General features: G+C 64.0%; 14 protein-coding genes. 4 read left to right on the top strand and 10 right to left on the bottom strand.

From position 1 onward, the window contains the following. Positions 1-36: 36 nt before the first annotated feature. The 6 genes from ACXX81_RS12705 to ACXX81_RS12680 form a co-directional block, all read right to left on the bottom strand. Positions 37-1,623 (bottom strand): rhamnogalacturonan lyase B N-terminal domain-containing protein, encoded by a 1,587-nt coding sequence (locus ACXX81_RS12705; protein ID WP_458571794.1) that lies wholly within the window; start codon positions 1,621-1,623, stop codon positions 37-39. Further along, the gene (locus ACXX81_RS12700; RefSeq protein WP_458571793.1) at positions 1,623-2,846 is read right to left on the bottom strand and encodes a pectate lyase family protein; all 1,224 of its coding nucleotides are present in this window, start codon (positions 2,844-2,846) and stop codon (positions 1,623-1,625) included. Before ACXX81_RS12700 ends, ACXX81_RS12705 begins: the two co-directional genes overlap by 1 nt. Before the next feature lie 1,319 nt (positions 2,847-4,165). Next, complete coding sequence (locus ACXX81_RS12695; protein WP_209981079.1) at positions 4,166-5,404, bottom strand: alginate lyase family protein; 1,239 nt, start codon at positions 5,402-5,404, stop codon at positions 4,166-4,168. Next, entirely contained in the window at positions 5,401-8,469 is a 3,069-nt protein-coding gene (locus tag ACXX81_RS12690) for an efflux RND transporter permease subunit (protein ID WP_458571792.1), read from the bottom strand. Before ACXX81_RS12690 ends, ACXX81_RS12695 begins: the two co-directional genes overlap by 4 nt. Then, positions 8,466-9,584 (bottom strand): efflux RND transporter periplasmic adaptor subunit, encoded by a 1,119-nt coding sequence (locus tag ACXX81_RS12685; protein WP_458571791.1) that lies wholly within the window; start codon positions 9,582-9,584, stop codon positions 8,466-8,468. The genes ACXX81_RS12690 and ACXX81_RS12685 overlap by 4 nt, the downstream gene beginning before the upstream one ends. Continuing rightward, a complete protein-coding gene (locus ACXX81_RS12680) occupies positions 9,581-11,062 on the bottom strand; it encodes an efflux transporter outer membrane subunit (RefSeq protein WP_458571790.1) in 1,482 nt (493 codons plus the stop codon). Before ACXX81_RS12680 ends, ACXX81_RS12685 begins: the two co-directional genes overlap by 4 nt. Positions 11,063-11,158: 96 nt before the next feature. On the opposite strand from ACXX81_RS12680, the gene ACXX81_RS12675 reads away from it, so the two are divergent. The 3 genes from ACXX81_RS12675 (at position 11,159) to ACXX81_RS12665 (ending at position 14,533) form a co-directional block, all read left to right on the top strand. Then, positions 11,159-11,848: a response regulator gene (locus tag ACXX81_RS12675; protein WP_209981087.1), complete on the top strand. Its 690-nt coding sequence runs from the start codon at positions 11,159-11,161 to the stop codon at positions 11,846-11,848. Between the two features lie 5 nt (positions 11,849-11,853). Then, positions 11,854-13,029, top strand: coding sequence for a sensor histidine kinase (locus ACXX81_RS12670; protein WP_209981090.1), 1,176 nt, complete (start codon positions 11,854-11,856; stop codon positions 13,027-13,029). A gap of 256 nt (positions 13,030-13,285) precedes the next feature. Then, positions 13,286-14,533 carry a glycoside hydrolase family 68 protein gene (locus tag ACXX81_RS12665; protein WP_209981092.1) on the top strand — a complete coding sequence of 416 codons (1,248 nt, stop codon included), beginning with the start codon at positions 13,286-13,288 and terminating at the stop codon, positions 14,531-14,533. 53 nt (positions 14,534-14,586) lie between these two features. Here ACXX81_RS12665 and ACXX81_RS12660 read toward each other — a convergent pair whose 3' ends face one another. From ACXX81_RS12660 to ACXX81_RS12645, 4 genes are all read right to left on the bottom strand, one after another. Further along, complete coding sequence (locus ACXX81_RS12660; RefSeq protein WP_231421779.1) at positions 14,587-16,899, bottom strand: FdhF/YdeP family oxidoreductase; 2,313 nt, start codon at positions 16,897-16,899, stop codon at positions 14,587-14,589. 60 nt (positions 16,900-16,959) lie between these two features. Next, the gene (locus ACXX81_RS12655) at positions 16,960-17,205 is read right to left on the bottom strand and encodes a hypothetical protein (RefSeq protein WP_458571789.1); all 246 of its coding nucleotides are present in this window, start codon (positions 17,203-17,205) and stop codon (positions 16,960-16,962) included. Beyond that, entirely contained in the window at positions 17,202-17,459 is a 258-nt protein-coding gene (locus ACXX81_RS12650; RefSeq protein ID WP_209981099.1) for a DUF6555 family protein, read from the bottom strand. Before ACXX81_RS12650 ends, ACXX81_RS12655 begins: the two co-directional genes overlap by 4 nt. A 66-nt stretch (positions 17,460-17,525) precedes the next feature. Further along, complete coding sequence (locus ACXX81_RS12645; RefSeq protein ID WP_209981101.1) at positions 17,526-17,807, bottom strand: hypothetical protein; 282 nt, start codon at positions 17,805-17,807, stop codon at positions 17,526-17,528. Positions 17,808-18,013: 206 nt separating this feature from the next. Between ACXX81_RS12645 and ACXX81_RS12640 the strand changes: the two genes are divergently transcribed. After that, the gene (locus tag ACXX81_RS12640) at positions 18,014-18,715 is read left to right on the top strand and encodes a glycosyltransferase family 2 protein (RefSeq protein WP_209981102.1); all 702 of its coding nucleotides are present in this window, start codon (positions 18,014-18,016) and stop codon (positions 18,713-18,715) included. Position 18,716 lies beyond the last annotated feature (1 nt).

The following is an 18,716-nucleotide window of genomic DNA, read 5'->3' as shown; positions in this document are numbered from 1 at the left end:
AATTAGATGTCTAATTGTTTCAGGGTTCGCGAGGCATCAGTCCTGCACCCACTGCACACTGTCGAACACAAAGCCCGGGCTCAGAAAACCCTGGCCCGTTTTACCCGAAGCCACGCCAATCTCCAGTGAATTTACCCCTGCATGCAAGGCCGTGGCCGGCACATTGACGTCGAACACCGTGTTGTTGCCTCGATACGTCCCACGGGTGATGCCACGGCTGTCCGGCTGGTTGGAGGCCTGCGGCAGCGGCGCTGTCCACTGCTGATTCACGCTCACCGTCGGCCTTCCGCCAGCCTGGGCCAGCGAGATGAACAGGCGCAGGCGGTAAGCGCGCAGCTCATTGGCAGCCAGGACGAATTGGATGCGCGTAGGGCTGTTGACGTCGCGCCATTGCGCGGCGGGGAAGGCGTCGGGCTTGCTGGTGCCAACGCTGTAGGTGACGGGCGCCCAAGGGGTCATGCGCGCATCACTGGGATGGGCGCAGGGCAGCAGACGCGCATTGAGAAACCCGGCCGGCGTGCCATCGGGTGTGCCGATCTGCCATTTCACCTGACCCGCTGGCGGGTGTGCCTGCAAGCTCGCCTGGCTGGTAGCGCCTGCGCTGATATCCACCCAGCTCTGCGCCACCTCACGTTCACCCTGATACAGCGTCATGCGGTAATGCCCCGGCCGCATCGCCGTCAACTGGAACCGCCCGTTGCCGTCGGCCCGCGCCCAGTATTGGGCGTTGGCATTGCTCAAGCCCACCACTGCCGGCAGGCCATGGGCCACGCCGCCAACCTGGCCGGCGAGGGCACCGCGTTCTGCGCTGCCGACAAAGCCGGCAAGTCCCAGGCGGTCGTCGACGAACCCAAGGTCGGTCAACGCTGCGCCTGGCGCGTCACCGTCGGTGAACAGCAACCCATAGACGCCGTGCAGGCCGCCGCGATAGGGCTCGGTCTGGGTGTGGTTGGAGAACATATAGTTGTACAGCTCGTGGGTGACCGGGGTTTTCTGCGTGGCGATGTCCTTGAAGAACGGGCCGCCCGCGCTCAGCTCGCGGTTGCCCATCAGCATGTACACCGCCACCCCCGGGCCTTTGACGCCGTGCAGGGGGTCATCGATCATCGGTTGCGCCGAATAGAACTTGGAACTGGTGCGCCCGTCGGCCAGCAAAAACACGTCCTTGCCTTCGATGGCCGTGCCGACATTGGAGTCGGTGCCACGCTGGGCCTTGGGCAGCTTGCTGACATCCAGCCGCGCCACAAAGCGCAGCTCGCCCACCGGCAGCAGGGTCGGCGCGTAGGTCGCCATGTAGATCGCCGCGCGGCCTTTGTTGGCGAGGTAGTAGTGGATCAGCTCACCTGACCGCGCGCTGATCACAATCACATCGCCCACGGTGCGCGCCTCCACCTGTGCGCTGCCAAGGCCCGAAGCAATCTGCGAAGCCTTGGGTTCGGTGGTCTGCAGTTCGTTGCCGCGATAGCGCATCGAGACCAGGTCGCCATTGTGCGTGTCCACACTGAAGACCAGGTTGGCGCCGGTGTCGACCACGATGTGCGAGTCACTGCGGGTAAAGCCGAAACCGGCGGCGTGGGCCTGGGCCGCCAGGGTGCACAGCATGATCAGCATGAGACGTCGCATCAGTTTTTCTCCAGGTCCATATGGCCCGCACCGGCATCGCGGGGCACCTGCAGGCGCACCCTGTCGGGCGGCTGCGGTGCGACGAGGTACTGGCGGTATTGGCTGAACGCCTCCAGTGCCGCCGCGTCCTGCGGGCGATAATCGTCGCCACTCTGATGCTGCTGGTTCGGCACACAGGGCCTGCCGATGGCTGCCCGGCACGCGTTATCGGCGGCCGGGGCGAAGAGGGCGAAGGCGGTGCCGGGCTGGCGGGTATCGTTGAACAGCGGGTGGGACACGTCGTCGAAGACATTGCCTTCCACCAGCAGATGGGCGCTGGCGGTGCGCGACATGATCGCGCCCTGGTAAGTCAGGTGGGCGAACACATTGTTGACCAGTTGCGCACGCACCTCGGCATCGCCCATTCCGCCGGCGTGAGGCGCACGTCCCGAGGTGTCGTGCACGTAGTTGCCCACCAGCGTCAGGGTGTCGTGGTGACCGAGAAACAGCCAGACCCAGTAGTGGTGACTGTCACAGGTCGCCGAATAGGGCGTGCGGCCGTCGAATTCATTGTTGGAAATCGTCACATGGGTGGCGCTGCCCCAGCCGCTCACGATCATCTGCCGGCCGATCCGCGCGAAGGTGTTGTGGTCGATCCACACGCCGTCGGCGGCGTCCAGCGTCAGCGCATCGCCGCCCCAGACCACGCGGGGGTTAATGTCCGAGAGCGTGAGGTTACGCACGATGACATTGCGCGCGCCGCCGCCGATCAACAAGCCGATGCCCTGAATCCCGGCATGTGGGCCCACGCCCAGCAACGTCTTGTTCGAACCGACCTTCAAGCGCTGCAGGCCAGCCTTGTCATAGCTCACCGTGGCCGGCGGTTTGGACTGGCAAAAATGGTTGGCGCCGTCGATGGCCCACTGGCCACCGCCCTTGGGGCAGGCGTTGGCCATGCAACCGGCCTCGGTCACCCGGGCGCTGCCGTCGGTTACTACGGAGCCGCGAAAATCGAACGTATGGTCCAGAGCGATCACGCGCTGCGTGGTGTCGATGCAGTTGCCGCGCGCATCGAAGCGGTCGCACAGAGCGTTTTTCAACTCTGCCAGGGTGGCGGGGTGCACGGCGGCAGCCTGGCCGCCGCCGCTGACCCCTCGGGCAAAGCCTTCAGGCGCCGCAGCGGCGTGGCACAGCGGCGCCGCCAGCAAACACAGGCAGAGCACAAAAGAATTTCGACGCATCATCGGCATGTTCCTGAGTGGCCTACCGCAGGCCGGCCATCATCCAAATACCCGGACGGCTTTATCAAATGGTTTGAAGCTGATTGCGATGTTCTTCAGCTGCCGTTCAGTTGCGGGCAAACCGGCGCTGTGGCTAAAGAGCTTGTTGTGGCGAGCGGGCTTGCCCCGCGTTGGGGTGCGAAGCGCCCCCAATCGAGCAAAACGCGGTGTACCTGATACGGCTCAGCGTCTGGCTTTGGGGCTGCTGCGCAGCCCAACGCAGGGCAAGCCTGCTCGCCACAGGGAATCTGCGCTTAACTGAACGGCATTAGGGCAAGCCCGCTCGCCACGATCGGCATGTTCCTGAGTGGCCTACCGCAGGCCGGCCATCATCCAAATACCCGGACGGATTTATCAAATGGTTTGAAGCTGATTGCGATGTGCTTCAGCTGCCGTTCAGTTGCGGGCAAACCGGCGCTGTGGCTAAAGAGCTTATTGTGGCGAGCGGGCTTGCCCCGCGTTGGGGTGCGTAGCGCCCCCCATCGAGCAAAACGCGGTGTACCTGATACGGCTCAGCGTCTGGCTTTGGGGCTGCTGCGCAGCCCAGCGCAGGACAAGCCTGCTCGCCACGATCGGCATGTTCCTGAGTGGCCTACCGCAGGCCGGCCATCATCCAAATACCCGGACGGATTTATCAAATGGTTTGAAGCTGATTGCGATGTTCTTCAGCTGCTGTGCAGTTGCGGGCAAACCGGCGCTGTGGCTAAAGAGCTTGTTGTGGCGAGCGGGCTTGCCCCGCGTTGGGGTGCGTAGCGCCCCCCATCGAGCAAAACGCGGTGTACCTGATACGGCTCAGCGTCTGGCTTTGGGGCTGCTGCGCAGCCCAACGCAGGACAAGCCTGCTCGCCACAGGGAATCTGCGCTTAACTGAACGGCATTAGGGCAAGCCCGCTCGCCACGATCGGCATGTTCCTGAGTGGCCTACCGCAGGCCGGCCATCATCCAAATACCCGGACGGCTTTATCAAATGGTTTGAAGCTGATTGCGATGTTCTTCAGCTGCCGTTCAGTTGCGGGCAAACCGGCGCTGTGGCTAAAGAGCTTATTGTGGCGAGCGGGCTTGCCCCGCGTTGGGGTGCGAAGCGCCCCCAATCGAGCAAAACGCGGTGTACCTGATACGGCTCAGCGCCTGGCTTTGGGGCTGCTGCGCAGCCCAACGCAGGACAAGCCTGCTCGCCACAGGGAATCTGCGCTTAACTGAACGGCATTAGGGCTTGCCACAACGAGCCCGCTTGCCACGCAAACCTGCTCCCTATACCAAGCTCGATTGCCACAACGCCTGCCTCACGGCACCAGTTCAGCCTTGCTCAAACCATACTCCCCCAGCGAATACAGCAAGGTCCCATACCCCAACTGATCGTAACCGCCGCTGTCGGGGCCGTAGTCGCCGCCGCCGCCTTCGGGCTGGACCTTTTGCGCGAAGGCTTTCACATAGGGCGCGTTGAGGCCCTTGAGTACCACGTAGTGGTTGTAGAGCAATTCCCAGATCGGGCGGATATCGCCACGCTTGTCGGGCGAGATCACCTTCTGCTTGAACGCGCTGTTGATAAATGGGGTGAACGGCACTTCATGGTTCAGGTTGTACTTGGCTACATACTCGGCGCCTTGCAGCACGCGGTTGTTCTGGTAGCCGAACAGATCGTCGCCCTGGCTCCAGGCCATCTGGCAGAAGCTGCCGAGCAGGGCGATGTCGAGCATCGTGTGGGCCTGGTCGCGGCCGCTTTCCTGGACCTGGCCCAGGCCCTCGGGGTAGAGCTTCCACACCGCGTGTTCGATGGCGCCGTTGCCGGCCCCGTGCTTGAAGTAGTCGATGGCTTCGTTATAGAGATCGCGGCGGTCGGTCAACACGCCGATGGCCAGGATCGAATTCATGTTCGCCAAGTCCCAGTTGGCCCAGTGGTGATCCGGCAGCATGCCGTCCTGATGGACCAGGAAGTCATGGTTGATGGGGTAGAACACGCTGAGCATCATGCTTTGAAATCGGTGAAAGTCCTCAGCCTTCCATTTCGGGTAGCCGCGCAGGATTTCCCCGGCATTGGCCAGTTGGTAACCGTACAAGCCTGCCGCCAGGGACCTGCCGTTTTCGCCCTCGATGCCGGTGAGGGTGGAGGCCCACTGGTCGAGGATACTCACGGCCTTGTCGGCATAGGCCGCATCGCCGGAGATCTGCCAGCGCAGGGCCAGGGCATAGGCTGCCGCGGCGTCGTTGAACAGTTTGTTGTAGTTGTTGGGGCCGCCGGAGGTACGGTAAACCACCGGCACCGGGTTGGCTTGCCAGGTCAGTGACGCGTGCCTGTTGTCGATCAGCTTCTGCCAGCCCTCCAGCCAGGGATGGTTACGGTTGACGATTTTTTCGCGGATGCGCGTGAAGTCCTGCTGAGTCTGCAACAGGCCCGGGTGCACGAACGCCCCGGTGTGTGTGGTGGAGGCGAGGGCGCCGAGACTCACCGACAACGCGCCAAGCAGCACGGCCCCTTTGGATAATTGCTGGATACCGCGCGTTGCCTTGAGCAGAACGTTCATCGTGTTGTCGCCTCTGTGTGTGGAATCCTGCGCTGCGTGAACAGCATGACGTAAAGCACCGGGATCAGTCCCAGCGTGACCAGGGTGCCAAGCGCCAGGCCGCCCATCAGGGTGATCGCCATGCCTTCCCATAGCGGCCCGGCAAACAGCATCAGCGGGACCAGCCCGATGATGCAGGTCAGTTTGGTCATGACGATGGGGCGCAGGCGTTTGACGGCGGCATTCACCACCGCGTCGTGCACCGCCAGGCCGTCCTGCAGTTCCGCTTCGATGCGTTCGAGCAGCAGCACCGCGTTGTTGACGATAATCCCCGCCAGTGACAGCAGACCGAACGTGGCCATGAAGCCGAACGGGTAGCCGGTGATCAGCAGCGCGGCGGCCACGCCGATCAACACGAACGGGATGGCCGAGACCACGATCAGCACCTTGCGCAGCGAATTGAATTGCCAGACAAACAGCAACAGCATGGCCACCAGCGCGTGGGGCAGGTATTGCAGGAGCGCCTGGTTGGCCTCCGCCGAATCTTCGATCTCGCCGCCCAGCTCAATCCGGTAGCCGGGCGGCAGGCGCAGGGCGGCCACGTGCGGCGCGAGCCGTTCGACGATGGAGGTGGCCGTCAATCCCGGGGTGTGCCCGACCACCGTGATTGCCCGCTCCCCATTGCGGCGCACCAGGGTCGACGGCTCGCTGGACGCACGAATCTGTGCAATCGCCGTCAACGGCACGGGCGTCGAGCCATCGGCCGGATACACCAGAATGCCGCGCAGGTCGGGCGCGGCGCCGCTCACCGGCGCCGGCTCGCGCACCACCAGCGGCACGCGGGTTTCACCGTCCTGCAGGGACGAAACCTGGAGGCCGCCAAAATGCAGTTGCAGGGCCTGGGCGATGGCCTGGGTGTCCACGCCGGCGCGCCGCGCGCCGGGCTGATCGACCTCAACGGTGTAGCGCGTGAGCCGTGTGCTCCAGTCGTCGCGCACATCCAGGGTGCCCGGCACGTGCAGCAGGGCGGCTTCGATCTGCGCAGCGAGGCTGCGCAATACGTTTTCATCCGGGCCGATGACGCGATAGATCGCCACGCCGGCCTCGGTGGTGCCCAGGGAAAACCGTTTGGGCTCGGCGCGCAGTTCCGGGTGTTGCTTGAGCAGGTAGCGGCGCACGTTGGCGATCACCGCGTCGAGGTCGCTGCCGGCCTTGACGCTGACGGTGAAGTACGCGGTCTCCGGCGCCGGCAGCGGCGGGTTGAGGCCCAGCACGATGCGCGGCCCGCCGTCGCCGACGTAGCCGATGCTGTCGACCACCGCCGGCTCCTTGCTCAGCCACACGCTGATCTCGCGCACGCTTTGCAGGGTCTTGCGCGAACCGCTGCCCGGCTCCAGGGTGATCGGCACCTGGAACTGCAAACGGTCCGACTGCGGCAAAAAGTCATAGGGCACGCGCATCAGCTCGAACACGGCGGCGGCCAGCAGCACCAGCATCGCCGCCAGGAACAGCAGCTTGTGCTGCAACACGCGGCTGATCACGGTGCGATAGCCACGGTAAAAGCCGCTGTCGTAACCCTCGTCCGCCGCCTCGTTGGGCGCGGCCCTGGTGAAATACAGGCACAGCAGCGGCGTCACTGTGATGCTCAGCAGCCACGAGCCGAGCAGTGTCAGCGCCAGCACGATGGCCAGTGAGCGCAGGTATTCGTTGGTGCTGGTCTGGCCCAGAAAGAACGGCGAGAACGCCAGCACGATCACCAGTGACGAAGTCAGCAACGGAATCGCCAGGGTCCGTCCGGCCTCCACGCAGGCCTGGCGCCGTGCCTCGCCGGCATGCAGGCGACGCTCGATGTCCTCGGCGATCACGATGCCGTTGTCCACCAGCAAACCGAGGGCGAGGATGATCGCCGCAATCGACACGGTCTGCAGTTCGACGCCGAGCATGCGCATGGCAATCAAGGTGCCGAGAATGGTCAACGGCACGATGGCGCCCACCACCAGCCCGGTGCGCCAGCCGAGAAACAGCATCACCACCGCCATCACGATGACCACCGTCTCGATCATCACGTGCTTCATCTTGCTCATCTGCTGATCGACCACATCCGCCTGGAACGTCACCATATGGGTGGCGAACCCCAGCGGCAATTGCGCTTCCAACTGCGCCAGACGGCTGCGCAGCGCGGCGCCGAACTGCTGGATGTTCTGCCCGGCGGCCATGGACACGGCCAGCACCACCGCGTCTTCACCCTGATAGATCGCGGCAGTCTGCGGCGGGTCGGCGGCCATCACCGACACCTGTGCGATGGCGCCGAGCGCGACCGACTGCGCGCCGGCGGCGGCGCCCGGCAACTGGATCGGTAACTGGCGCAGTTGCTCCACGCCGAGCAGTTCGCCGCTGACCGTGAGGGTGGTGCTCTGCCCGCCGATCTCGGCGATGCCGCCGGGCGCCAGCACGTTCTGTTGCTGCAACTGCTGGAACAGCTGCTGTGGCGACAGGCCCAGCCCCGCCAGGCGCTGCGGGTTGAAGTCGATGGACAGTTGCTGCTCCTGCACGCCGTGTAACGTCACCTGGCCGATGCCGGGCAAGCCGCCCAACTGATCGCGCAGGCGTTTGAGCGGCCCGCGCATCTCGCTCATGCTGTAACCGGGCGCGGTGACGGCAATGGAGGCCACGGCGACCCGACCGAAATTGTCGTCCACAAACGGCCCCTGGGTGCCGGGCGGAAAGCCCGCGCCAGCCTCGGTCGCCTTGTTGCGCACCTGTTGCCACAGCACGCCGAGGTCCTTGACGTCGTCGCGGGCGGTCACCTGGATGATCACGCTGCCGGGGTGGAGGGTGGTGGCGATGGTCTTGATCTGCGGCAACTCGCGCAGTTTTTCTTCGGTGGGCCGCGCCAGCAGTTCTTCCACGCGCTCGCTGGGCAGCCCCGGGAACTGGATGCTCACCAGTGCATCGCGGAGGGTGACCGACGGTTCTTCCTGGGTCGGGAAACCGAGGAAGGTGGCCACGCCCGCCAGCAGCATCAGCAGGGCGCTGAATAACGTCAGCCGGCTGGCATTCAAGGCATGCAGGGTCAGGTTACTCATTGGGTGACGCTCAAGCGGCTGGAAGATGGCAGCAGGTTGACGGGCTGGCCGTCATCGAGAAACGCAACGCCGGTGGTCACCACCTGTTCGCCGTCCGCAAGGCCCGCGTCGATGGCGACGCGGCCCTGGTCGATCAGGCCGATGCGGATGTCGCGCAGCGTGACCTTGCCCTGGGCCGGGTCATACACGAATACCTGCACTTGCCTGGGGTCGGCGCCGATGCGCAGCGCCTGGGTCGGAATGGACAGCGGCAGCGGCGCGCCACTCACCAGATTCACTGTGAGGTTCACGCCGCTGGGCAGCGCAAGGTCGTTGGCGAGCAGGCGAAAGCGCGCGTTTTGCAGCACGCCGTTCTGCGCGCGCATCGACAGGCCCTCCAGCACCAGCGGCAGGCTTGAGCCGGGCGCGCTCGGGTCGGTGGCGACCGCGCGATCCCCCGGTTTGAGGCCGATGGCCTGTTCCACCGGGATCGGCACGATGACCTGCGCAGCATCGGCGGCCTCCAGCTCCATCACCACCTGACCCGGCGACAGCTCGCTGTACAGCTGCGCCGTGCGCGCCACGATGCGCCCGTTGAACGGCGCAACAAGCTGGCCCTGGCGCTGATCGCGGCGCAGCAGATCCAGCGCCGTTTCATCCGCGGCCTGTTGCGCGACGGCCGCTTGCCAGGCCGTTTCGGCTTGCTCCACGGCGCTGGCGGCGACGCTGCCCTGGGCAAACAACTGTTGCTGGCGCAGCCGGTTGCGCTTGCGTTCGCCGGTCTGCGCGACGCTGGCAAACAGGCTGGCCTGCGCCTGCTTCAGGCGCAGTTGCACCACTGCGCTGTCCAGGCTCGCAAGGACCTGGCCCTGCTTTACGGTATCGCCCACGTCGACGTTCAACGCGACCAGGCGTCCCGCGCCCTCAAAGGCCAGTTCGGCACGTTGGCGCTGGCGCACCACGCCGGTCAACGGCAGGCCCTCGGCATCGGCAGCGTGCACGCGGGTGACTTTCACCGACCTCACGGCCGGCTCCGGCAGCGGCTCCTCGCGCGAACAGGCTGCCACCACCAGGCAGGTCAGGCCAAGCAGCAGGCAATGGGCCCAGAGGCGAAGCGGGGAGGTGCTCACGTTCATGGTGAAACCCTGTCTGCAAAGGAGGCCAACGGTGCGCCCGACAGCGCGCGATACAGCGCCAGGCGATTGAACAACACGGGGTAGGCGGCGTTGCGCAGCTGGAGGGTGGACTCGGCGAGGCGAATCGCGGCGACCGGCTGCTCCAGTTGCGCTGCCGCACCGACGGCAATCTGCTGCTCGACACGTCTGACCTGCGCTGCCGTCAAGGCCGCCACCTCGACCTGCGTGGCGGCATCGGCCAGGGCTTGCCGGCGCTGGCTCAGCAGGTCGGCGATGTCGCGGAAGGCGTCCTGCACGGTCTTTTCGTACTGGGCGACGGCCGCTTGTTGGCGCACGTGGGCCAGGTCGAGGTTGGCCTGATTGCGCCCGCCATCGAACAGCGGCAGGTTCAGTTGCGGCGTGAACAGCCAGGCACCGCTGCCGGAGGCGAACAGGCTGCTCAGGTGCGGGCTGGCGATGCCGGCGCCGGTGCTCAAGGTGATCGACGGGAAGAACGCCGCACGGGCGGCACCGATGTTGGCATTGGCGGCGCGCAGTGCCTCTTCGCACTGGCGCACATCGAAGCGCTGCAGCAGCCGTTGCGAGGGCAGGTCGACCAGCCATGGCGGGGTGCTCAGGTCCACCGAGGGGCCGAGGGTGGCCGCCGTTGAAGGGGCCACCTGATAGCCGCTGACCCACGACAGCGCCTGCACGGCGCGCTCATGCCCGGCACGCGCGTCCTGCGCTTGCAGCGCGGCGCGGCGCACCTGCAGGCGTTGCGTGTCGAGTGTGTCCTGGGCCACCAGGCCTGCCTGTTGCTGGCCGTCGATCAGGTGCAGCAGCTGGTTCTGGTGCTCGAGGAGGGTCTGGGTATCGAGCTGGATGCCGGCCTGCAAGCGCTCCTGCAAATACAGGCGCGCCACCTCGACGATCAACGCCTTGCGCGCGGCAAGGGCGCCGTAGCGTGTGGCCAGGTAGTCATGCCGGGCCGCGTCGGACAGGCTGCGGACCCGGCCGAAAAAATCCAGTTCGAAATCCGCAATGCCCACGGACGCCACCGCGATGTCCTGCCCGTAGCGCTCGTCGGCGGCCTGGTCGTGCAGGTGCTGGCGGTTGCGTTGCAGCCCCAGGCCGACGGTGGGCAGGCGCTCGGCACGAGATAGGCCGTACTCGGCGCGGGCCTGTTCGACGCGCAATGTCGCCAGGCGCAGGTCGCGGTTGTAGGCCAGCGCCTGCTCAACCAAATGGGGCAACTGCGCCGAGCTATCCAGCCCGGTCAGCAGTTGTGTTTCTTCGCCGGACAGCGGCTCCACGGGGTTTTGCGTGGTGGGCGCCAGGGCGGTTACCGGTGCGTCGGTCCAACTGCCCGGCACTGGCAGCGCTGGCGTCTGGTAGGCAGGCGCCAGTGAACAAGCAGTCAGCGCGCCGTTCAGCAGCAAAACCGCACAGAGGCGTTCAGGCAGCTTGATAGGCTTGGACAGCGGTGCGGTGGTCGGCATAGCATCGGTTCGCGAAAGTCGGGGTAGGGCGATACTGACAGCGGACTTTCAATAAACCGTTCGTGAATTATCAAGGTTTCATCAAGAGGCTTCTTTGTGTCAGGAAAACGTATCCTCATTGTCGAAGACGACGCCGACAGCGCCAATATCCTCGAAGCCTACCTGCGCCGCGACGGCTTCGAGGTGGCCCTGGCCGAGGATGGCCGGCGCGCGCTTGACCTGCACAAAAGCTGGCAACCGGACCTGATATTGCTCGACGTGATGCTGCCGCACCTGAGTGGCACCGACGTGTTGTCCGCCGTGCGCCGCAGCAGCGACACACCCGTGATCATGGTCACGGCCATGGGCGACGAGCCGGAAAAACTCGGTGCCCTGCGCTATGGCGCCGACGACTACGTGGTCAAGCCCTACAGCCCGCGCGAGGTGGTGGCGCGGGTGCATGCGGTGCTGCGGCGCACTGGCGCCAGCCAGCCAGTGGAGCAGGTGCTGCGGCACCAGAACCTGCGGGTGGACCTCGACGCCTTCACCGCCGCGATTGAACAGCGTGACGCGCCGCCGCAGTGGCTGGACCTCACGCCCACCGAATTCAAGTTGCTGGCGACCCTGCTCAAGACCCCGTCCAAGGCCTTCACCCGCGACGAGTTGCTGGAAATCTGCCTGCCCGACAGCGAAGCGCTGGCCCGCGTGGTCGATGCCCACGTGCATAACCTGCGGCGCAAACTGGAAACCCATGGCATCGCCGGCGTGCTGGTGACGGTACGCTCCATTGGCTATCGGTTCCGGTAATCGCCATGACTGAGACGTCTCGCGTCAACGACAAACCCCTGTGGCGCTGGGTGGGCATGCGCATGAGCCTGCTGGCGATTGGCGCGGTGGTGGTGATTGCGCTGTGCATGTGGATCAACTTCTGGGTGTCGGACTGGTATTTCCTCCAGCACCTGCCGCCCGAAGCGCGCGAGGAGTTGCTGCAACTGCGCGCCGAGCCGCAACTCAACGAGGTGCGCCTGCGTCAGTTGGTGGCCGAGTATTACCCGGTGGAGTTCTTCCAGCCGGACATCGCCAATCGCGACTGGCTGATCCTCGCCGGCCTGGTGCTGGTCGCCATTCCGATCATTATTTTCTTTGGCCTGTGGTTTTCGCGGCCCTTGTCCAGCCAGTTCTCGGCGATTGCCCAGGGCGCGCGACGGGTCGCCGGGGGGGATTTCCTCACACGCCTGCCGATCCAGCCGCACACACCGGACGAACTGCGCCGCTTGATCGGCGACTTCAACAGCATGACGACCCAGTTGCAGCGCTACGAGCGCGATGTGCGCGAGTCCAGCGCGGTGATCGCCCACGAGTTGCGCACCCCGTTGAACGCAGCCATGGGCCGGGTGCAGGGGATGCTCGATGAGGTGTTCCCCAGCGATGCCGTGCAACTGAGTATGGTCAAGCGCCAGCTCGACCAACTGCGCAAACTGGTGGATGACCTGCACCTGTTGTCGATGGCCAGGGCAGGGCGGCTGGTGCTGGAGCGCGGCGAGTTCTCCCTGGCAGCGCTGGTGAGCGAACGCCTGGCGTGGTTCCAGCCGCAACTGGACGAGGCCGCCATCAAGACCCACGTCAGCATTGCCCGCACGTTGTCGATCAATGCCGATCGCGATCGCCTGGGCCAGGTGCTCAACATCCTCATCGACAACCTGCTGCGCTACGCGGCCGGTGGCGGCGCGTTGACCATCACCGCGCAGCAGGTCCAGGCGCGCATCGTGATCGAGATCGCGGATCGAGGGCCGGGCATCGAAGCCGAGCACCTTGACAGCGTGTTCGATCGCTTCTGGCGTGCGGAGCGCTCCCGTGCCCGTTACTCCGGCGGCAGCGGGCTGGGCCTGTCCATCGCCCGCGCGATCTGCCAGGCCCATGGCGGGTCGATCACCGCCAGCAATCGCGAGGGCGGCGGCACCCTGATCAGGGCGGAATTTTTGCTGTAGCGGCCGCGTTGGTTATATAGCAATCTTGATTGATCTAGTTGTAAGTAGTTGCTCAAGGCCATCAACTTGCCATGTTGTAGATGGTGGCCTTTGACTCCTTAAATAATTTTTCATAATGCCTGTTGCAAGTTCTATGTTAAACCTTGTTTCGCACTATTAGCGCTGTTGGACTGAATGCCATTAATCATTCGAAGTCATCGTGCGCCTTGAATTCAAATACCGCTTGTCACTTGAGCGTCAGTAAAAGGACATCAACATGAAACCTGCGAATCACACACCCACACGCTGGACCCGGGCTGATGCGCTGAAAGTCAATGAAAATGACCCGACTACCACGCAACCGTTAGTACGGCCTGACTTCCCCGTCATGAGTGACACTGTCTTTATCTGGGACACCATGCCCCTGCGCGACCTCGACGGCGCGGTGGTTTCCGTCGATGGCTGGTCGGTGATCTTCACGCTCACCGCCGACCGCCGCCCCCACGACCCGCAGTTTATCGATGCCAACGGGCGCTATGACATCAAGCGCGACTGGGAGGATCGGCATGGCCACGCGCGCATCTGCTACTGGTATTCACGCACCGGCAAGGACTGGATTTTCGGCGGCCGCGTCATGGCCGAAGGTGTGTCGCCCACCACCCGGGAATGGGCAGGCACGCCTATTCTGTTAAATAACAACGGTGATATTGACCTGTATTACACCTGTGTTACGCCGGGTGCGACCATTGCCAAAGTAAAAGGCCAGATCGTGACAAGTGAAGAAGGCGTGCAACTTGTCAATTTCAATAAGGTGAAGTTTTTATTTGCGGCAGACGGCACTTATTATCAAACCGAAGCACAAAACGCGACGTGGAACTTTCGTGACCCGAGCCCGTTTATCGATCCGCAGGATGGCAAGTTATATATGGTGTTCGAAGGCAATGTAGCCGGCGAGCGCGGCACTCATACGGTCGGCCCTGATGAAATGGGCCTGGTCCCGCCGGGGCATGAAGAAGTCGGCGGCGCGCGTTTTCAGGTGGGCTGTATCGGCATCGCCGTGGCCAAGGACCTGACGGGCGAAGAGTGGGAAATACTGCCGCCTCTGGTGACGGCAGTTGGCGTCAACGACCAGACCGAACGCCCGCATTACGTATTCCAGGACAACAAATACTACCTGTTCACCATCAGCCACAAGTTCACCTATGCCGACGGCGTTACCGGCCCGGATGGCGTGTACGGCTTTGTCAGCGAACACCTGTTCGGCCCGTACCGCCCGATGAACGCCTCCGGGCTGGTGCTCGGCAATCCACCCGCGCAGCCTTTCCAGACCTACTCGCATTGCGTGATGCCCAACGGCCTGGTGACGTCATTCATCGACAGCGTCCCCACTCAGGATGGCGACTTCCGCATCGGCGGCACCGAGGCGCCCACCGTCAGAATCGAGCTGCACGGCGACCGCTCGTTTGTGCGCGAAGCCTATGACTACGGCTATATCCCGCCAATGCGCGATGTGGTGTTGAGTTAAGCGATAAACCCCCGCTTGCCTGCGTGCAGCAGGCAAGCGCCTTGCGGCCACCTTCAGTGGCCGTTTACCCTTTTCGCGCTGAGCCGCACCGGCACCGATTTGGCGGCCGGCACCTTGCTGCGTTCGGCGTGGTGCCACAGCGGCAGCAGCGGGTTGCATTCAGGGTAATACGCGGCGGCACAGCCTTCGGGAATGTCGTAGGCGATGATCTCGAACGGCCCCACCTGGCGCTTTACCGCAGGCTCGATGGCGGTGGTCAGCATGACCTGCTGGCCGGCCGCGAACCCCAGGCGCACGATGTCGTTGGCATGCAGGAAAATGACCTCACGGGTGCCGCTTACCCCGCGAAAACGGTCGTCGAACCCATAGATGGTGGTGTTGAACTGATCGTTGCTGCGCAGCGTCATCAGTTGCAGCACATCGCGGTCAGGTTCGGCGAGGTTGACGTCATCGTCTTCGGCGAGGGTCACGGGGGTGACGAATTGCGCCTTGCCGCTGGGCGTCTCCCACTGTCTTTGCGCGGCGGCAATCGGGCGATGGAAGCCGCCGGGCTCGGCCATGCGGGTTTCCATGTCGTGGAAAATCTTCGGATAGACCGTGGCGATGGCGGTCCGGATCCTGGCGTAGTCGTCGTTCCAGGCTTGCCAGTCGATGGTGCAGCCGTTGGCGAGGGTGGCCATGGCCAGCCCGGCGACGATGCTGGTTTCGGCGCGCACCTGCGGCCCGACCGGTTCGGCATTGCCGCGCCAGCTGTGGATGCAGCCGGTGCTGTCCTCGGTGGTATACAGCTGCGGCACGCCGTTCTGGCGATCGATTTCGATGCGTCCCAGGCAAGGCAGCAGCCACATGGCGCGCGCGGGCAGCAGGTGAGTGCGGTTGAGCTTGGTCGCCACTTGCACGTTCAGCTGCAGATTTTGCCAGGCCGGTTCCATGCGCGAGGTGTCGGGAATCGCCCGCAGGAAGTTGCCGCCCAGGCCGATGAAGCCGCGCACACGGCCGTCGAGAATGCCTTCGCAGGCATCCACCGTGCACAGGCCCTTGTGCGGCGGCACGCTGAAACCGAAGTGCTGTTCGATCAGGTCCACCGGGACTTTCTTCGGGTCTTCGGTAATGCCCACGGTGCGCTGGCCCTGCACGTTGGAATGGCCGCGCACCGGGCAGATGCCCGCGCCCGGCTTGCCGATATTGCCGCGCAGCAGCAGCAGGTTGACCAGCATCTGCACGTTCGTCACGCCGTGTCGGTGCTGGGTGATGCCCATGCCATACACCAGCATCACGCGCTGGCTGCGCGCATACACGGTGGCGGCGGCTTCCAGCGCGCCACGGGTCAGCCCGCTCTGGCGTTCCAGTTGCGCCCAGTCGCAGCCGCGTACGTAGGTGGTGAACGCCTCGAAGCCTTCGGTGTGGCTGGCGATGAAGTCATAGTCCAACACCGCCGGCGTGCCGTGCTCGGTGGCCTGGTCATCCATGGCCAGCAACGCCTTGGCGATGCCGGTGATGGCCGCCGTGTCGCCACCAATGGCGACCTGGTGGTATTGGGTGCTGATCAGGGTCGACTCGGGCGTGAGCATTTCTCTGGGCGACTGCGGGTTGACGAAGCGCTCCAGGCCGCGCTCGCGCAAGGGGTTGAAGGTGATGATCGGCACGTCGCGCCGGCGTGCATCCTGCAGTGGGTGCAGCATGCGCGGGCTGTTGCTGCCGACGTTCTGGCCAAAGAAGAACAGGCAGTCGGTGTGCTCGAAATCGTCGAGGGTCACGGTGCCCACCGGCACGCCGATGCTCTCCTGCAAACCCACCGAGGTGCTTTCGTGGCACATGTTGGAGCTGTCGGGCAGGTTGTTGCTGCCGTAGGCGCGGGCGAACAGCTGATACATGAACGAGGTTTCCAGCGACGCACGCCCCGAGGCATAAAACACCACGCTGTCCGGGTCCATGGCCTTGAGCTGCGCGCCGATGTCGCGGTAGGCCTCTGCCCAGGAGGTTTCGCGGTAGCGGTCCGTGACGGGGTCGTAGCGCATGGGGTGGGTCAGGCGACCCTGTTGCTCCAGCGCATAGTCCGACCATTCGCGCAGCTCGCTGAGGCTATGCTCGGCAAAGAAGGCCGGGTCGGTCTTGAGTGAGGTGAGTTCCCAGGCGGTGGCCTTGGCGCCGTTCTCGCAAAACTCCAGCGCATGGGGACGGCCGGGTTTGGCCCAGGCGCAACTCACGCAGGCGAAGCCGTCCGGCTTGTTCTGTTTGAGCAATGCCGCCGGCGCTTTACCCAGCGCCTGTTCGCGCCACAGGATGCGCATTACCGATTGGGCAGAACCCCATCCGCCACTGGCGTGGGTGTAGGGCTGGAAGTGACTCTTGGGGTAGATGAGCATCAGGCACTCCCAGGCATCGGCCGGAACCGGTCAAGGTCCCTGTTTGGTGCAAGCTTCGCGCTACGTGCGCATTGCGCGCTGAATGCGCATCCATTCGCGATACGCCGCTGTGCGCTGGGTATCAGCGAGTTTTTTCGCTTCGGTAAAACGTGCCCAGGTGAGCGGATCGCCGCCGTAGGACTCGATCAACTGGTACGCCAGGGCGTCCAGTCGGTCGGCTTCGAAGAACAGGGCGGTGTTCTGCGCGATCTCGTCATCCCAGGTATGGCTGGGGCTGGTGCTGCGATTGAGTGTCTGACTGTTCATGATGTAACGCTCTGTGCCCAATTAATCTCGGTAGCGCTGCTCCACTGCACATCAGTGATGCCGTATTTCTCGGCCGTGGGGCGGGAGACACGCTTGAGGTTCTGCTGACCAAACCTGGGTATCACAGCCACCCCTGCATCGCAGCTTGCCCAATGCCAGGCTTCGGCATTGTTCATCTGCGATGCCCGCACGATGAAGGACTTGGGGTCACCGTGCAGCTGGTAGTAAATAGTGAATAAATCGTTGCGTTTCATGAGACCTCCCTATGCTCATGAGTAACAGATGATTGACCTCACAGAAGATTCAAAATAACTGAGACGTCAATCGTCCACGGTGAAGGTGACAAAGCCTGGCCCGTCATTTGGCCGTTCAATCTCGACGATCACACCACCCACGGTGGTGCCATCAGGCAGGTTGACGGTCACATGGTTGGGGTGACCCGGCCACTGCAGCGGCGTTTGGAAACTCAGGCGCACGATGGTCGGTTTACCACTGCCGGTCATCTGGATATCAACCGACTCATTCAGGCGTTCAACGGCCTCGGTGCCCAGGTGGCGCGACGCGGTGATAACGCTGGCAGGACCTTGATAGTCGTAAGACATGCGGAGTTACCTCAGGTGATAGGGGCAATCTTGCTAAGCGGTAGAGCCCGCGGCGCGGGCGATCGTTCAATGCAAATATCGTAGTGTGCATCCTGTTGGCATCCATGTACTGCCTGGAAAGACTGCGCACCCGCACGTTCAAAACTCTTTAAACCTTCTGCTCACGCACAGTGTCGATTGCTCAGGACACGTCGGAGGGAATGTAAATGATAGGGATCGTGATACCTGCCCATAACGAAGAGCACTATATCGGCGAATGCCTCGACTCCGTGTTGCGCGCCACAGAGCATCCGGCCCTCAAGGGTCAGACGCTGGAGATTCTGGTGGTGCTGGACGACTGCTCGGATGGCACGCCCGCGCAGGTGTCGGCAAAGCAGGTAGAGCGCCTGGACGTGTGCTTTCGCAATGTCGGCAAGGCCAGGGCCACAGGCGCCGAGCAGCTCTTGAAGCGCGGCGCGCGCTGGCTGGCCTTTACGGATGCCGACACGGTGGTGCCGCCGGACTGGCTGGCACGCCAGATCGGCTTTGGGGCTGACGCGGTGTGCGGCACCGTCGACGTGGATGGCTGGAGTGAACACGACGAAGCCGTGCGCTCGCGGTACATGGCGCTGTACCAGTTCATCGAAAACCATCGCCATATCCACGGCGCCAACATCGGCCTGAGCGCCGAGGCCTATCTGACGGCCGGCGGCTTTCAGCACCTGGCTGCCCACGAGGATGTGCGCCTGGTGGCAGATCTTGAACGGACCGGTGCACGCATCGTCTGGACCGCCACCAACCCGGTGATCACCAGCGCACGTCGCGACTACAAGTGTCGCGGAGGGTTTGGCGAATACCTGGCCACGCTGGTGCCCGGCCTTGGCGTCGACGCGTGTCCGGGAGCGAGCGCTGCGCTCGGGGTGGAGTAGA

The sequence above is a fragment of the Pseudomonas sp. GNP013 genome, from assembly GCF_054343995.1.
This window is presented reverse-complemented; position numbering and strand designations above follow the sequence as displayed.

Coding starts and splice junctions, on each gene's coding strand:
- ACXX81_RS12705 (WP_458571794.1), bottom strand. CDS start 1,623: ATGCGACGTCTCATGCTGATCATGCTGTGCACCCTGGCGGCCCAGGCC.
- ACXX81_RS12700 (WP_458571793.1), bottom strand. CDS start 2,846: ATGATGCGTCGAAATTCTTTTGTGCTCTGCCTGTGTTTGCTGGCGGCG.
- ACXX81_RS12695 (WP_209981079.1), bottom strand. CDS start 5,404: ATGAACGTTCTGCTCAAGGCAACGCGCGGTATCCAGCAATTATCCAAA.
- ACXX81_RS12690 (WP_458571792.1), bottom strand. CDS start 8,469: ATGAGTAACCTGACCCTGCATGCCTTGAATGCCAGCCGGCTGACGTTA.
- ACXX81_RS12685 (WP_458571791.1), bottom strand. CDS start 9,584: ATGAACGTGAGCACCTCCCCGCTTCGCCTCTGGGCCCATTGCCTGCTG.
- ACXX81_RS12680 (WP_458571790.1), bottom strand. CDS start 11,062: ATGCCGACCACCGCACCGCTGTCCAAGCCTATCAAGCTGCCTGAACGC.
- ACXX81_RS12670 (WP_209981090.1), top strand. CDS start 11,854: ATGACTGAGACGTCTCGCGTCAACGACAAACCCCTGTGGCGCTGGGTG.
- ACXX81_RS12665 (WP_209981092.1), top strand. CDS start 13,286: ATGAAACCTGCGAATCACACACCCACACGCTGGACCCGGGCTGATGCG.
- ACXX81_RS12660 (WP_231421779.1), bottom strand. CDS start 16,899: ATGCTCATCTACCCCAAGAGTCACTTCCAGCCCTACACCCACGCCAGT.
- ACXX81_RS12655 (WP_458571789.1), bottom strand. CDS start 17,205: ATGAACAGTCAGACACTCAATCGCAGCACCAGCCCCAGCCATACCTGG.
- ACXX81_RS12650 (WP_209981099.1), bottom strand. CDS start 17,459: ATGAAACGCAACGATTTATTCACTATTTACTACCAGCTGCACGGTGAC.
- ACXX81_RS12645 (WP_209981101.1), bottom strand. CDS start 17,807: ATGTCTTACGACTATCAAGGTCCTGCCAGCGTTATCACCGCGTCGCGC.
- ACXX81_RS12640 (WP_209981102.1), top strand. CDS start 18,014: ATGATAGGGATCGTGATACCTGCCCATAACGAAGAGCACTATATCGGC.